This is a genomic window from Kocuria sp. CPCC 205260 (assembly GCF_040981045.1).
GTDB classification, from domain to species: domain Bacteria; phylum Actinomycetota; class Actinomycetes; order Actinomycetales; family Micrococcaceae; genus Kocuria; species Kocuria palustris.
On record NZ_JAVKPT010000001.1, the window covers coordinates 893888 to 908340 of the forward strand.

Here is a 14453-nt window from a genome sequence, read left to right on the forward strand (position 1 = left end):
GGAGCCATCAGCTGTCGTCAAGCCGCGGACACTATCCTTCCCGGCATGCAGCTGCTGGCCTCCTCAGAGACTTCCCCCGCGGACCTGGCGACCTGGTCCTTCTGGCTCGGAGCCCCCTCCCGGATCCTGCTGATCATCATGATCGCCCTGGTCGCCTCCGCCCTGGTCCGGCTGATCATCCGCCGTGTCACGCGCGGCATCGCCAAGGGCACCCACGCGCGCGTGATCGCGAAGGTCGAGGAGTCCGGGGCACGCAGCTGGGTCGAGGACTCCGGAATCGCCACCAAGCGCCAGGCCCAGCGCGCCCGCACCGTCGGGGCGGTGCTCTCCTCCGTGGTGGTGCTCGTCATCTGGGCCGTCGCCCTGCTGATGGTGATCGCCGAGATGGGGTTCAACATCGCCCCGGTGCTGGCCTCAGCGGGCATCGCGGGTGTGGCCCTGTCCTTCGGCGCCCAGTCGCTGATCAAGGACTACCTCTCCGGCATCTTCATCGTCGCGGAGGATCAGCTCGGCATCGGCGACATCGTGGACCTGGGCGAGGCCTCGGGAACGGTCGAGGACGTGGGCCTGCGCATCACGCGCGTGCGCGATGTGGAGGGGACCCTGTGGCACGTGCGCAACGGGGAGATCCTGCGCGTGGGCAACCAGTCCCAGGGCTGGGCGCAGTGCGTGCTCGACGTCCCCCTGCCCTACGACGCCGACCTGGACGACATGATCCGCCGCCTCGAGGCTGAGCTCTCCTCGCTGCCTCGGGATCCCGAGGTCGGTCAGCACGTGATGGGCGTGCCGGAGGTCTGGGGCGTGGAGGCCCTGTCCGGCGAGTCCCTGACCGTCCGGCTGGCCGTGAAGACCGCTCCGGCCCAGCAGTGGGCCGTGGCCCGGGTGCTGCGCGTGCGGATCAAGAAGATGCTCGACCGCGAGGGCCTTCGAGTGCCCCTGGTCAACCAGGCGGTCATCCGCGGCGGCGGCCTGACCGTCGACTCCCCGCACGACTCGACCCCGCCCACCGGAGCGCAGCCGATCGTGGGCGGCGGGCAGCCGAAGCAGGGCTGAGGCCGGGGCACCCTGCTCGGCAGCGCCTGCTCAGCGCCCCCGGCCGGGCCTTCCGCCGCGGCCCTTGGGCTTGCCACCGGGTCGACCTCCGCCGGAGCGGCGCGGCCGCCCTCCGGCCAGTCGCTTGCCTGCCAGCTGATCGCCGCGGCTCGTGCCCTTGCCGGTGCGGGAGCCGCCCGAGGCGGAGCCGGACTTCGCCTTGCTGCGCTTGCGCGCCGCACTGGCCGCCCGCTGCACCTCGGGATCGCGGCTGTTGGACAGGTCCTCGTCTCCCCGGGAAGCGATCGCCTCGGACTCGCTGCCGCGGGAGCTGCCCTCACGGCGCCCGCGGACGATGCCCTGGAAGTCCTGGACCATCGCCTCGGTCTGCTCCGGGAGGTCCTTCGGCCACACCAGCACGACCGGCACGAGCGGCAGGTCCTGAATCGGGCGGTAGGTCAGATCCTTGCGGTGGTGCCACCGAGCCACGGACATGGGCGCGACGTACAGGCCCACCCCGGCCGCGACAAGCTCTACGGCGGCCCCGGAGTCGGCGATCTCGGGCAGCTGGCGCGGCGCACCGGCGTCGTCGGTGCCGCGCCCCTCGGCGGAGGGACGGTGCTCGGGCAGCTGGTCGAGCTCCTGGAGCAGCCACTCATCGGCCAGCTCTCCCACGGGGACGTCGTCGAGCAGCGTCAGCTCGTCGTCCACCGGAAGGATCACGACCTGCTGCTCGTCATAGAGCTCCACGACGTGGAACGACTCCCGCAGCTGGGTCAGGTCCGCGAGCGCCGCCCCGGCCTCGGTGTGCGGGTGCGGCGTCAGACGGATCAGGGCGACGTCGACCGTCTCCCCCAGCGCCTGCGGCCACTGCCCGGGTGCCAGCTGCTGCTCCTCGAGCCCGTCACCGCGCTCGCGCCAGCGCCGCAGCCACTTGCCCGGCATCATCCCGGTCTCGTAGCCCACCCGCAGGACGGGGCCCTGTGCGGTGTCGGAAGCGCCCGACGACGGCCCCGGCACGTCCTGCTGGTCAGTGGGGGCCGGCTGATCGGGCTCCGGGTGCGCGTGGGATTCCATGCCGCACAGACTAGAGGCTGCGCCCGGAGTTGGACGCCCAGCCCCCTGGGGCGTACGCTGATCTGGTTCGTTCCGGGGCTATAGCTCAGTTGGTAGAGCGCTTCGTTCGCAATGAAGAGGTCAGGAGTTCGATTCTCCTTAGCTCCACCCCGTGAAAGGCCCTCCGACCAGGCATGACGCTGAGTCGGAGGGTCTTCTTCATGCCCTGTTGCAACAATCCTCGCAACAATCGCCCCGTGCTCAGCCCTCGAGCAGCTGGTCCAGCCGCTCGACTGCCTGCCGCTGCATCGACGGCAGCACGTGGCTGTAGGTGTCCATCGTGATCGAGATGGAGGCGTGCCCCAGGCGTTCCTGGACGATCTTGGGCTGCACGCCGGCTTGGAGCAGGTGCGTGGCGTGCGAGTGGCGGAGCTCGTGGATCGTGATGCGTGGCAGGTCCGGCAGCGGCCCTGGGGCTTCGCCGCTCCCCCGCGCCTTCGTCATCTGTCGCGCCCACCGCTGACTCAGCGTGTCGGTCTCCCGCAGACCCCCGTGCCGGTGATTCCCGAAGATGTAGGCCTCAGGCTTGATGAACTCGAAGGACATGGTGCCGCGCAGCCGCCGCCAGGCTTGCAGGAGCTCGACGTCCGCCGAGCGCAGATCGACGACCCGCGGCCGCGATGACTTCGGCACCTTCACCTGCCCAGGATTGGCCTCGTCGGCTGCGCGCCTGACTGCAAGTGTCCCGGCGTCCGTGTTCAGATCGCCCCACCGGAGCGCGACAGCCTCACCACGCCGCAGCCCCGTGTGAGCGATCACGGTCCAGAAGGTGTTGAGGTCGTCCTGCGACACGTCCCGATTCCAGTCCAAGAACGCACGGAGCTGCTGAGGCGTCCACGTCGTGATCTCGGGCTTTGAGGCGCGGATCTCCTTGGCTTTGGGGGCGCCCACCTTGGCCTTCTTGGCTACGTTCTCGCGCACAAGGTCGTCATCGAAAGCCGAGTCAAGGATCGACCCGATGACGGCGTGGACCTTGGAGATCGTATTGGGCGACAGTCCCCCACCGGCGTTCGGCCCGCGCTTCGCCCCGTGAGATCGGAGCTGCGCGTAGTGGTTCCGCAGCCGCGTCGCCGTGATGCCGGTCAGCGGCAGGTGCCCGAGCTGGGGAACAACGTGGTTGCGGAGGATGCGCTGATAGGAGACGCGGGTGGCGTCTGTGACTTGAAGGCCGGCGATCCACTCCTGGGCATAGTCGCTCATGGTGATCTGCCTAGGACCCTCAGCGGGGCTGCCGGCGGCTAGGGCCTGTCGGGCATCCGTGAGGGCCGCCTCGGCTTCGGCTGCGGTCTCGAACCCGGACTTGCCGGCAAGCCGGGTAGCCCCGTCTGGCCGCTCGGGATCCACGGGCACGCGGAGCTGCCAGCGCCACCGCATGACCTTGCGAGTGCCGCGGCCGTTCTTGGCCTTCACCTGGTAGCTGTAGGACGTGACGGACCCGCCGCCGTAGCGCCGTTTGGCTGGCATCACGCACCCCCGCGACCCACGCGGCGCCCCGGCTTGCCAGGTGCGAGGAAGTGCCTGTTGCGTGCCTCCGTGATCCACCGCTGGGCCGTGGACCCTCCGATGCCATTCAGCGCGGCCATCGCTCGTGCCGGGGCCTCGGAGGACTCGTGCTCGAGGTAGCGGAACTGCTGGGCGACGCGGGCGTAGAACCGATCGGTGCCGTCAGGGCGACCGAGGGGCTGGGAGCGGTCGAAGTCACCGGCCACCATCGCGGCCCGCAGGAAGTAGTCACCTTCGGCCTGCTCGCGAACGTAGGCGTCGCTGATCGCGGCCACCGGGAAGGCTCGCATGTCTTGTTGCGTGATGCTGCTGTCGCCGTCTGGGGAGACGAACTGGATTGCGCTGATCGTGGCACGGCCGTCCGTGGGGAAGTGGACGCGAATGAAAGCGATCACGCCGGTCTGCTCGTTGACCAGGCGGTCCCACCTGTACTGCCCCTTGTAGCGGTCATCCTGGGCCGTGAGGTCGATTCCAAGGGCTGACTCGAGCTGCTGGCTGTCGCGCTGGTTCAGCGTTGCGACGGAGCGCCACGGGGTGGGCAGGGGCACGACCAGGGCGCCGGGCTCGTGCTCGTCGTCGTTGGGTGTGGAGTCCATGCGCCGAGGGTAACGGGGGTGTCGGACAAGCGCCTCGGGTGAGGTGTTGGACAAGCGCACCGGATCGTGTACTCTGATGCTCGTAGATGAGGCATTTGGCCCTCACCTCACCACCGATGAAGGAGACGACATGACCCTCGACGAGCTGCGGGAAAGCCCCGCCGCGACCATCACGAAGGCCACGGCCGCCGAAGTCCTCGGGATCGACCCCCGGACCCTCGGCCGCGGCATTGAGGACGGAACGATCCCGTCCATCCGCATCGGCCGGCGCGTGGTCATTCCACGTGAGCCCTTCGTGCGGATGCTCACCGGAACAGAGACCGCCGCCGCCTGACCCACCCAGCCGAGTCCGCATGCCGCGGCAGGCACCACCTGGTGCCGAAGGTCCCCTGAGACGGGGCCGGAACGGAGATCCCCCATGACCAGACTCACGGACATGCGCCAGCGCGTGCACTACGAAGCCGCGAAGCTCAGAGCGCACCTCTCCGATGAAGGAGCAGACGGGTACGACCTGGCGATGCTGACGCTCTCCAATCGGAAGGCCAGCGACATCGCGAAGGTCGTTCTCGACTTGCAGGACGGCGTTCGAGCGGACCGCGGTTGGGATGCGAGGCGCACAACCTACGCCGACCCCACCCCAGCAACGGCGATCCGCAACATCCTGCGGGAGTACGCCCGATGACCCAGGCAAGAAATGACGAAACCCGCCCCCTGCGAACGCTTGCCGGCAAGACGCAGGAGACGGGCCGATCGAACACCCATCACGAGGACAGGAGTTCATCATGACCACCGTACCGCATCCCCGCCTTCACCGCCTCGCGTCCGCGTGGGTCGTTGAGCATGACGAGAACGGCCGTCAGACCCACGCCATGGGGCCCAGCATCTGGGAGGCCGGGGTGAATATCTACACGGCTTCCGACCCCCACCATGGGCCGCAGGCCTACGACGCCGACGGCAACGTGATCCCGGCCGGCCACCTTCTCGGCTACGCGTGTCGGCTCCTGCGCATCCACGACGCGCTGCGGACCGCGCAGCGACAGCACGAGCTCGCGTCCCGACCGGAGGCCCAGGCATGAGCACCATGCGAGACGCCTCGATCACCGTCCTGGCCGTCACGGGGCTGTTCTGGATGAACACGCTAGGCCTCCAGGCCCTCGTCACCCTCTGATCCAACTTCCATAGCACGCAGCCCCCGCCGGCGAGCACCACGGGGGCTGCTGCATCCCGTCGCCCACCATGGCGACTGAGAGGAACCTCTGAATGAATACGACCAGCGTAGCGGCACCAGGGCGCTCTGTCTCCGATGTTACAGAAAATCTCCTGGAATCCAACGATCCCGTGGCTCTGAACGTCTGGCACATCGGCTACCGGGCCGGTGTCTCCGCCGAACGCGCCCGCGCCCAGTTGCTCACCGCGGACTTCGGGGCCGACCTCGGCCCCTCACCGGCCCTACAGCCGCGTCTGCGGGCCGTGCCGGATCAGGGCTCCCCCGAGGCCGGGAAGGCCGTCAGAGACGCCGCTGTGTCCGCCTGGCGCGCGCTCTATGCGTCAGGCGCGATCGTCTCGGAGGTGGCCGCGTGACCGATCGTGAAGCCACCCGCCCCGACCCCCTCGACGGGGCGTTCAACAGCGCCTGGCTCATGGAACAGAGCTTCCCTCCCCTGGAGTACGTCGTGCCCGGCCTCATTCCAGAAGGACTCACGATGCTGACCGCGGCGCCGAAGATCGGCAAGTCGTGGATGGTGCTCGGACTCGGCTACGCCGCAGCCACCGGAGGCCTGGCCTTCGGCACGATCCGCGTCCAGCAGCGCCCCGTGCTGTACCTCGCCCTCGAGGACGGCCAGCGCCGTCTCCAAGGCCGGCTGCGCACCATCGGCGCCCCGCAGGGACATCGGCTGCTGACGATGATGACGAGCATCCCTCCGGGCGTCTCCCCGTTGGAGACGATCGCGGCGTTTCTCGAGCGGCATGCCGACCAGCGGCCAATGGTCGTGCTCGACACCCTGGGAAAAATCCGCGGCGTGTACACGGGGAATGACGCCTATCAGAAGGACTACGGGCAGATGTCGGCTCTGAAGGACCTCGTGGACGCCTGGCCGGGCACCAGCCTGATCGTCGTCCACCACACCAAGAAGGCGGAGGCACAGGACTTCCTCGACAGCGTTTCCGGTACGCAGGGGTTGGCCGGCGCTGCCGATTCCATCCTCGTGCTCCGACGAGATCGGCAGTCCGAGGGCGCAGTCCTGCACGTCACCTCGCGAGACGCACGGGAGGGCGAGTACGCCGTCACCCTCACGGACGGGTCTTGGACGCTGGATGGCTCCGATCTGGCCGGCGCTGCACAGGCCGCTCACCAGCGTGAGGCCGTCGCAGGTCTGGGGGATCAGATGACGGAGCTCGTGAACGTCGTGGGCCGCTACCCCGAGGGCATCCGCCGGCAGGAGCTGCTCACCCTCATGCACATGGAGCCGGGGACGCTCGACACCTATCTCCGCCGAGCTGCTGAGGCTGGGCGGATCGAGAAGGCCGGCCGTGGCCGCTACACCCCTGTCAGAAGTGTCAGAAGTGTCAGTTCTGAGGAACCAGGGGCACCCAATCTGACACAACTGACACAACTGACACCCCCTCAGGAGGGAGCTACAGCATGAACACGACTACACCAATTCGACTGACCTGTGAGCACTGCGCCCGCCCTGTCCATGCCGGACGCGGCGGAGTGCGGCTCTACGACCACGACCTCGCCACCGCCGAGGCCGCCTATCAGGCCCACCAGGCGGCATGGGCCGCAGCCGAGAAGATCCTCGACCCGCTCGAGCTGACCCTCGCTGTGGACGATCTGCTACGGCCACCGCCCCCGGCTCGCTGGCGCGTGGAACACACCCGCTGCGCGGACACCACCCGGCGGGCCTACGAAGTCGACGCCGGCCGCATCACCACCGTCCACGACGCCCTGCACTGGACGGTGCACCTGATGCAGAAGCCCTGGACCGGGCACACCGATTGGGCGCAGTTCATTGACCGGCTCGTCCTGGCTCCCGAGAGGCAGAACGCATGAGCGCTCACGATCGCCTGCTCCAGAAGCTCGAGCAGCACAGCCCCCGAGTCATCCCGTGCCGAGGCCCGGACGGGAACCGATGGATCACGGGAACGCCTGCCGACATGTGGTTCGCGGCCGAGGCCTGCCAGTCCTGCCCCGCCCGTGTCGCCTGCGCGTCCTACGCGGTCGAGGCCGAGGAGCCGGCCGGGGTCTGGGGCGGCACGACTCCTACCGAGCGCGCCGGCCTTGCCCGGCAGCGGCGTCGCTCTGAGATCACCGCGAAGGAGGCCGCCGCGTGAGAGTCCGAGCGCAGCCCTGGACATGGCGGAACCGTGCCGGCAGCACCCGCGGGGCACTCATCTCCGCGCAAATCACCAGTCGCGAGCGGCGAACCGTATTCATCCCGACCGACCAGCTGTACGCCCTCGCGGACGAGCTGGTCGACATAGCCGAGCACATCGAGAAGGAGGACCTGTGAGCACCAAGCACCGCCTCACCGTGAAGCCCTACACCTGGACGCACGACGACGGCCGCGATGAGAGCGGCTACATGATCCGGAGAGGGGCCGGATTCATGTTTCTCGATGATGAGGCCGCATACCGCACCTGCTGCGAACTCGCGGACCTCATCGACGCCGCGAACGCCGAGGCCCAGGAGAAGACCGACCAGTGACCGACCGCCGCACACGGGAAGAGCTGATCGCGGCCGCTTTCGGCACCAGCACCCCCGCAGCCCCACCGCCCGACCCGGACCAGCCGCCCAACAGGCAGCCCGACCCCGCCCAAAGCTGGGCGCCCGAACCCGACCACGCACGCGAAGTCGCAGAAGCGTTCTTCGATCAGCCCAACACCTGGTGACCCTAGGAAGGAACCCCACCATGAACAGCAACGCACTGACCGCCGCCAACACCGCCGCGGCCCTCAACCTCGCACCAGTCCCCGCCGACGTGAAGCACGCCATCGCGGAGAAGCAGCAGATCGCCACCCGCCGCGACGAAGTTCACCAAGCCGGCCAGACGGCCCAGGTGGATTATGAGCGCGCCCTCGCCAACGGCGACACGAAGGCCGCCACCACCGCATGGGCCACACAGCAGGCGCTGCGCCTCGACCAGATCGGCCCCATCTTCAACCGCCTGACCGCAGCCGCCGACGCCACGGCCCAGGCCGCCGCACAGGACCACCTGGTCCAGATCGCCCCGAAGGCACGGGCAGCATTCAACAAGGCCGCCCAGGACTTCACCACCGCGTATGACGAGCTCGGCGGCTCCCGGCTCTCCCCAGCTTCCCTGATCCGCAACGAGCACTCAGCACAGCTCTGGCGAGACCTCACGGCTGCGGCCGAAGCCCTCGACGCCCACGCGCTCGTGATCGACGCCGCAGCCGCAGCAGGAGCAGGACTCGACCCCACGGACAGGGGAGAGGAAGCCGTCGACCAGATGACCAGGTATGCGTCCGGCCTGGCCCACGGGTGGGCACTCAGCGCCGCCGACAATGGCAGCGCGTACGACTGGATGCGCACCCCCGACATCGCCCCGATCGCCCGCTGGCTGCGGATCCTCCACGCGCAGGGCCGCCACGGCCGCCCGGTCATCAAGGCCCTGGACCCGGACGAGCAGCGGCATGAGATCGCGCAGCTGCGCTCGATCGCCGAGGCTTGGGGTAACGGCGCAGGCGGACACCTCGCCAGCATCGCCACCTTTGCCCTGCAGTTCTGGGCAGAGAAGAAGCACTGACCACCCGGCCCCCTGTCGCACACACGCGGCAGGGGGCCTTAACCCATGCTCAGAAGCCCTGTGCGCCCGTCTGCGGGCCTCACAGCCCACGAGGCCACCGGGGGCCACCACGGGCACACCAAGCCCGGAGAACGGCACACAGCGCCACAGAGAGGACACCATGCCGAACTGGCAGGGCTCGACACGACGAGCACGACTCCCAAAGAACTGGCACCGACTCCGCGAACAAGTCCGAGCACGAGCAGGCGGACAGTGCGAGCACACCATCGACGGCATCCGATGCACAGCACAGGGCAACCAGTGCGATCACATCGTTCGCGGCGACGACCACAGCCTCAGCAACCTCCAATGGCTATGCCGAGCACACCACGCCGCGAAGTCATCCGCCGAGGGAGGAAGCGCACCACGCACACCCCGCGGACCCAGCGCACTCCAACGCGCACGAGCAGCCCGCAGAGAAGACCACCCAGGCCTGCTACGCCCCAGGGACCAGGGCTGAGCGGCCACGACCACCTCACAGGCACCCCGGCCCCCACCCGTCCCCCTACCTATACGCCGCTTCGCGCTATAGGGCCTCGGACAGCGTGCGGGCTGAAACTTCCCAAAGGTGCCTCTGACTAGGGGAAATGCTGGGCCGTTGTGGTGTTGGTGGGGTGCGCTGGGGCCTCTGAGGGGGTATCCTTGTAACAGATAATCGCCGTGATTGAGCGGCAGAACGGATGGAGGATCAACATGGACGGACAGAAGGCGCCGAGGGCACCGGAAGGGCTGGCGACCTCGGGGAAGAAGCTCTGGCGGTCGATCGTGGAAGAGCACGAACTCGAGGAACACGAGCTGCTGACGCTGCGGGAGGCGTGCCGGGTGGCCGACCGGCTCGATGTGCTGTTCGCGGAGGCTGAGGCGAACCCGGTCACGGTGCTAAATGCCCGCGGGGACCAGACGGTGCACCCTGCGCTGGTGGAGGCCCGCCAGCAGGGCGCCCTGTACGTGAAGCTCATCGCTTCTCTGCGTATCCCGGACGCTGAGGACAACCAGCCGCAGCGGCGTGGTGGTGCGCGTGGCGCGTATGGGCTGAGGGTGGCGGCGTCGTGAGGCGGCGGCGTGCTGTGGAGGCTCAGGAGGTTCCGACGGCTCTGCGGGCACGGGCGGAGGCTTTCGCGGCGTCGACGCGGGAGACGGGCGCTGAGGACGTCTCAGGGCTCATTGCGGAGGCACAGGCTCTCGCTGACGTGATCGCGGGGACCGTGGTGTCCTGGGATCGGTTGTTCGTCGATGACTGAGCAGTCCTGCCAGCACTGCGGGGCGTCGATGAAGCTGTACAGGGCTGGTGCTCGGTACTGCTCTGGTGCGTGTCGTGTGGCCGCGCACAGGGCACGGAAGAAGGCCGCGCAGCCGGTGTTCCCGGCGGTGATGACGGGCTCGGCCCGGTGGGTGCGTCATGACGCTCAGAAGGCCCCTGTGCGGGCCGACAACGGCCGCTACGCCTCGTCCACGAACCCGGCGACCTGGACGACGTATGAGGCCGCTGTGGGCTCACGGCACGGTGTGGGGCTGGGGTGGGTGCTCGGTGAGGGCGTCGGCTGCCTGGATCTCGATTACTGCATCGGCCTGTCTGGGGCGCTGGCGCCGTGGGCGCGGGAGCTCGTGGATGCTCACCGGGCGGAGGCGCTGCTGATCGAGGTGTCGCAGTCCGGCCGGGGGCTGCACATCTTCCTGCCGATGGAGCCAGGCCGCGGCACGAAGGAACGAGCCGGCGGGCGCAGGGTGGAGACGTACCCGCCTGACTCGGGGCGCTACATCGCTGTGACGGGCCGGTTGTACACCGCCCACTGATGACCGATTACAGGACCGTAACGAACTCAGTCAGAACCAGGAGGGGCTATCCAATGCTGATAGAATCCACTAATCCACATGTTATCCACAGGTTGTCCCCAGACGACGACCCCAGCTGTAAGGAGAGGGCTATGACCACCATTACGGTCACGCGAGTATCCCGAGACGAGCTGGAGGCAGAGCGAGATCAGGTCCTGTCGTCGACCGGCCTGAGTGCCGAGGAGCTTGCGGAGCGCGAGAGGGAGGGGCGCATTTCGGTGCCGCAGCGCAACGTGCTGACTCGGTGCCGTGAGCTCACGTCGCTCCTGCGGCTTACTGCGTGACTCAAGGCTCTGGTCGTTCGCTTGAAGACCAAGCGAGAGGCTTCTATGCCGATGTTGAGGCGACCCTCGTCGCCGCGCTGGGGCCGCTGATCCAAGGTCCATCCGGCGAAGTGCTGCACTTGACCATCGTGGATGACGCTGCGTGCTTGTTGGCGGCCGCTGATCCCGAAGGCCTCCCCCTCAGAGTTGATGGAGCGACCCGCTACCGGTTGCACCTCTCGTACTCGTGCAGCCTGGACGGAGTGGGGACGTACCTGTCGGTGGAGTCGTCCGAGTTTCAGCTCTCGAGTGAGGGTCACGGCGAGCCGCTGCTGAGGCTGGACTACGACCGCAACGCCCGGAAGGTGCCTTCTTCGCACTTCAATGTCCATTCACATCACCCCGCCTTGCAGGAGGCGATGGGGTTGGCTGGGAAAGGGTCGCGGGCGAAGAAGAAGCCGAAGCCCGAGACGTTGCACCTACCGACTGGAGGGCGCCGGTTCCGGCCAAGCCTCGAGGACTTCCTGGAGGCCATCATCCTCGACTTCAAGCTCGATGCGGAGTCGGGGTGGGAAGACCGGCTAGCCGAGGGGCGCAGGTCGTTCAAGTGGGGGCAGCTGGCCGCCGCGGTGAGAGATGATCCGCAATGCGCGATTGATGTGTTGAATGACATGGGATTCGTCGTGTCGTGGGAGGGACAAGCTCGAGCGCCTGGAATCAAGCTTGACCGGATCCAGCAACTCTGAGGATCCTTGCAACAATCCTTGCAACGCCGCCAACGTAGCGGGGTGTCTCAGGATGCTGTTCCGGCTCGGAGCGGCGGCACGATCGGCACCATGACAGGCATGTTGGCGCGGTTCCTGGTCGCGGGATGCTGGCAGGCCCCCGGCAGTTCGATTCTCCTTAGCTCCACCCCGTGAAAGGCCCTCCGACCAGGCATGACGTCAGGTAGGAGGGCCTTCTTCATGCCCTGTTGCAGCAATCGCCCCGCGCCCAGCCCCCGAGCAGGTCGAGTGGCCTCTCAGTGTGAGTCCGCGCCTCCCCGCAAGGCTGCCTGGCGCGCCACGTCCTAAGCTGGTGGCATGTCTTCTCTCGCACTGATCACCGGGGCCTCCGCGGGCATCGGCCTCCAGCTCGCCCACGGCCTCGCCGAGCGCGGCTTCGACATCGTGGGCGTCGGGTCCGGAGACCGGATCCTCGACCTGCCCGAGCAGCTGCCGGGCGTCGAGGTGCACCCGGTCCAGGCCGACCTGTCGACTCGTGAGGGCGCGGAGGCGGTCTGGCAGGCTGTCCAGCAGCTGGATCCACCGCTCGAGGTCGCTGCGCTGAACGCCGGACGCAGCCTCGGCGGGTCCTTCCTGGACACGGACCTGGACGACGAGCTGGCCATGCTCGGGCTCAACGTGACCTCCCAGGTGGTTCTGGCCAAGCACGTGGCCCGGCACATGGCCCAGCGCCGAGCGGGGCGGATCCTGATCACGTCGTCGTTGTCCGCCACTACCCCGACCCCCTACGAGTCGATCTACGGGCCCACCCGCGCCTTCATGAGCAGCTTCGCCCAGGGACTGCGCCAGGAGCTGCGCGAGTTCGGCGTGAGCGTCACGGTCCTGATGCCCGGGGCCACGGCCACCGACTTCCACCACACGGCCGGCATGGACGACACGAAGTTCGGCTCGAACGACTGGAAGAACGATCCGTCCGTCGTCGCGCGGCAGGGCCTCGACGCGCTGTTCGCGGGCAAGGATCATGTGGTGGGCGGAGACGCCGCCACCAAGCGCGCCGCGGCTGTGAACCGCGTCCTTCCCGAGCGCATCAAGGCGGAGCGCTTCGCCCGCGATTCCAAGCCGAGTAGCTGAATCAGCTTCTCGGCGGCAGCGTCTCCCCCAGGGCGTCGGCCAGCTTCGGGTGGCGGAACGCGTGCCCGTGGGCCTCGAGCGCGGCCGGGCGCACGAGCTGGTCGGCCATCACGAACTCCTCGTTCGCCTGCCTCCCCAGCAGGAGCCTGGGCCCCAGCGCCGGGGTCGGAACGATCCGGGGCCGGTGCAGTGCGCGGCCGAGCTCGCGGGCGAACTCCCGCTGGCGCACCGGCTCCGGGGCCACGGCGTTCACCGGCCCCTCCAGCCCGCCGTCGACGACTGCCCGGGCGTAGATCCGGGTGAGGTCATCCAGCGAGATCCAGGACAGGTGATTGCGCCCGCCGCCCAGCGGGCCGCCGAGCCCGGCCAGGTACAGCGGCAGCTGTAGCCGCAGCATCCCGCCCAGGCTCGTCATGACCACGCCCGTGCGGATGCTGACCCGGCGCATGCCCAGGGCCTCCACACGGGCGGCCTCCGCCTCCCAGTCGCGGCAGACCTCGGCCAGGAAACCGCCTCCCGAGGCCGAGCCCTCGACCAGCTGCTCGCTGCCGCGCTGGCCGCCGTAGTACCCGATCGCTGAGGCGCACACGAAGGCCTCCGGGCGCACGGAGGCGGGCAGCCGCTCGCACACGTCGGCGATCAGCCCGGTGGAGGACAGCCGCGACTCGCGGATGGCGCGCTTGCCGGATTCGGTGAGGCGTCGGGCGATGCTCGCTCCTCCCAGGTGCACGACGACGTCCGCCCAGGCAACGTCCGAGGGATTCAGGTGCCCTGTGCCCGGGTCCCACGAGACCTCGTCCTCGCGCTGGGCCGCCCGCCGGACCAGTCTGCGCACGCTGTGCCCACCGGTCGAGAGCATGGCCGCGACCTGGGAGCCCACGAGCCCCGAGGCACCGCCGATCAGCACGTTGAGCCTGCGCCCTCCGCTGATCCCGTCGAGCTGGCCCTGGAAGTCCAGGTCCGCGCGCAGCTTGGTGGAGCGCGCGCGGAACGTGGCCTCCAGCGTGGGGCGCATGGCGGAGGCGACGAACCTCGCCCTCTCACCCAGGCGGCCCGGCAGCGGCTCGTAGGCGATCCGATCGGCGATCAGCGTCGCGCCGTCCTCATGCGCGGCGAAGGTGTGCGTGTGCTCCCAGCTGCTCAGCGGGCCGCGCACCATCCGATCGACGAACGAGTGCTCCGTGGGCCCGGGCTCGTGCTCGCTGACGAACGGCACGCGCACCGACCCGGCGGTGCCCGGAGCGCTGGTGCGCAGGTGGGCCCGGGAACCCGTCGACAGCGGCGGCCAGGACTCCTGCAGCACCGTCTGGGCCCACTCGGGACTCAGCCGGGTCAGGGCTCCGCTGCGGCAGTGCCAGTCCCAGACGGTCTCCAGCGGATGCTCGAGGACCTCCTGATGGTGGAAGACCGCCATGATGCTCTCCTTCGGCCTCGGGTCATCGGCCT

Annotated in this window: 20 protein-coding genes and 1 tRNA gene; 17 read left to right on the forward strand and 4 right to left on the reverse strand. The window is 68.7% G+C overall.

Going from position 1 to position 14453, the window contains the following annotated elements:
- Positions 1-45 precede the first annotated feature (45 nt).
- Positions 46-1053: a mechanosensitive ion channel family protein gene (locus RF645_RS04025; protein WP_006215484.1), complete on the forward strand. Its 1008-nt coding sequence runs from the start codon at positions 46-48 to the stop codon at positions 1051-1053.
- A 30-nt stretch (positions 1054-1083) separates the two neighbouring features.
- Here RF645_RS04025 and RF645_RS04030 read toward each other — a convergent pair whose 3' ends face one another.
- Positions 1084-2109, reverse strand: coding sequence for a LysR family transcriptional regulator substrate-binding protein (locus tag RF645_RS04030; protein WP_285729058.1), 1026 nt, complete (start codon positions 2107-2109; stop codon positions 1084-1086).
- Positions 2110-2183: 74 nt separating this feature from the next.
- Here RF645_RS04030 and RF645_RS04035 point away from each other — a divergent pair.
- Positions 2184-2256: transfer RNA gene (locus RF645_RS04035), tRNA-Ala, on the forward strand.
- Positions 2257-2349: 93 nt separating this feature from the next.
- Here RF645_RS04035 and RF645_RS04040 read toward each other — a convergent pair.
- Together RF645_RS04040 and RF645_RS04045 are read right to left on the reverse strand one after the other, a co-directional pair.
- Positions 2350-3558, reverse strand: coding sequence for a tyrosine-type recombinase/integrase (locus tag RF645_RS04040; RefSeq protein ID WP_368818634.1), 1209 nt, complete (start codon positions 3556-3558; stop codon positions 2350-2352).
- A 53-nt stretch (positions 3559-3611) separates the two neighbouring features.
- Positions 3612-4247: a hypothetical protein gene (locus RF645_RS04045; protein ID WP_368818635.1), complete on the reverse strand. Its 636-nt coding sequence runs from the start codon at positions 4245-4247 to the stop codon at positions 3612-3614.
- Between the two features lie 130 nt (positions 4248-4377).
- On the opposite strand from RF645_RS04045, the gene RF645_RS04050 reads away from it, so the two are divergent.
- The 15 genes from RF645_RS04050 (at position 4378) to RF645_RS04120 (ending at position 13007) form a co-directional block, all read left to right on the forward strand.
- Complete coding sequence (locus RF645_RS04050) at positions 4378-4581, forward strand: helix-turn-helix domain-containing protein (protein WP_368818636.1); 204 nt, start codon at positions 4378-4380, stop codon at positions 4579-4581.
- Between the two features lie 102 nt (positions 4582-4683).
- A complete protein-coding gene (locus RF645_RS04055) occupies positions 4684-4929 on the forward strand; it encodes a hypothetical protein (protein WP_368818637.1) in 246 nt (81 codons plus the stop codon).
- Positions 4930-5029: 100 nt separating this feature from the next.
- Positions 5030-5323, forward strand: coding sequence for a hypothetical protein (locus tag RF645_RS04060; protein ID WP_368818638.1), 294 nt, complete (start codon positions 5030-5032; stop codon positions 5321-5323).
- A gap of 262 nt (positions 5324-5585) precedes the next feature.
- Positions 5586-5828, forward strand: coding sequence for a hypothetical protein (locus tag RF645_RS04065; RefSeq protein ID WP_368818639.1), 243 nt, complete (start codon positions 5586-5588; stop codon positions 5826-5828).
- Complete coding sequence (locus RF645_RS04070) at positions 5825-6895, forward strand: AAA family ATPase (RefSeq protein WP_368818640.1); 1071 nt, start codon at positions 5825-5827, stop codon at positions 6893-6895. The genes RF645_RS04065 and RF645_RS04070 overlap by 4 nt, the downstream gene beginning before the upstream one ends.
- A gap of 68 nt (positions 6896-6963) precedes the next feature.
- Positions 6964-7302 carry a hypothetical protein gene (locus RF645_RS04075; protein ID WP_368818641.1) on the forward strand — a complete coding sequence of 113 codons (339 nt, stop codon included), beginning with the start codon at positions 6964-6966 and terminating at the stop codon, positions 7300-7302.
- Positions 7299-7583, forward strand: coding sequence for a WhiB family transcriptional regulator (locus tag RF645_RS04080; protein ID WP_368818642.1), 285 nt, complete (start codon positions 7299-7301; stop codon positions 7581-7583). Before RF645_RS04075 ends, RF645_RS04080 begins: the two co-directional genes overlap by 4 nt.
- A 175-nt stretch (positions 7584-7758) precedes the next feature.
- On the forward strand, positions 7759-7956 hold the full coding sequence (locus RF645_RS04085) for a hypothetical protein (protein WP_368818643.1): 198 nt from the start codon (positions 7759-7761) through the stop codon (positions 7954-7956).
- A complete protein-coding gene (locus RF645_RS04090) occupies positions 7953-8141 on the forward strand; it encodes a hypothetical protein (RefSeq protein WP_368818644.1) in 189 nt (62 codons plus the stop codon). The genes RF645_RS04085 and RF645_RS04090 overlap by 4 nt, the downstream gene beginning before the upstream one ends.
- 20 nt (positions 8142-8161) lie before the next feature.
- Positions 8162-9016: a hypothetical protein gene (locus RF645_RS04095; protein ID WP_368818645.1), complete on the forward strand. Its 855-nt coding sequence runs from the start codon at positions 8162-8164 to the stop codon at positions 9014-9016.
- A gap of 732 nt (positions 9017-9748) precedes the next feature.
- On the forward strand, positions 9749-10108 hold the full coding sequence (locus RF645_RS04100) for a terminase (RefSeq protein ID WP_368818646.1): 360 nt from the start codon (positions 9749-9751) through the stop codon (positions 10106-10108).
- Positions 10109-10372: 264 nt separating this feature from the next.
- Complete coding sequence (locus tag RF645_RS04105) at positions 10373-10849, forward strand: hypothetical protein (protein ID WP_368818647.1); 477 nt, start codon at positions 10373-10375, stop codon at positions 10847-10849.
- 131 nt (positions 10850-10980) lie between these two features.
- Positions 10981-11172: a hypothetical protein gene (locus tag RF645_RS04110; protein ID WP_368818648.1), complete on the forward strand. Its 192-nt coding sequence runs from the start codon at positions 10981-10983 to the stop codon at positions 11170-11172.
- A 119-nt stretch (positions 11173-11291) separates the two neighbouring features.
- Complete coding sequence (locus tag RF645_RS04115) at positions 11292-11897, forward strand: hypothetical protein (protein WP_368818649.1); 606 nt, start codon at positions 11292-11294, stop codon at positions 11895-11897.
- Between the two features lie 336 nt (positions 11898-12233).
- The gene (locus RF645_RS04120; protein ID WP_006215486.1) at positions 12234-13007 is read left to right on the forward strand and encodes an SDR family oxidoreductase; all 774 of its coding nucleotides are present in this window, start codon (positions 12234-12236) and stop codon (positions 13005-13007) included.
- Between the two features lies 1 nt (position 13008).
- Here RF645_RS04120 and RF645_RS04125 read toward each other — a convergent pair whose 3' ends face one another.
- A complete protein-coding gene (locus RF645_RS04125) occupies positions 13009-14421 on the reverse strand; it encodes a TIGR01777 family oxidoreductase (protein WP_006215487.1) in 1413 nt (470 codons plus the stop codon).
- Positions 14422-14453 lie beyond the last annotated feature (32 nt).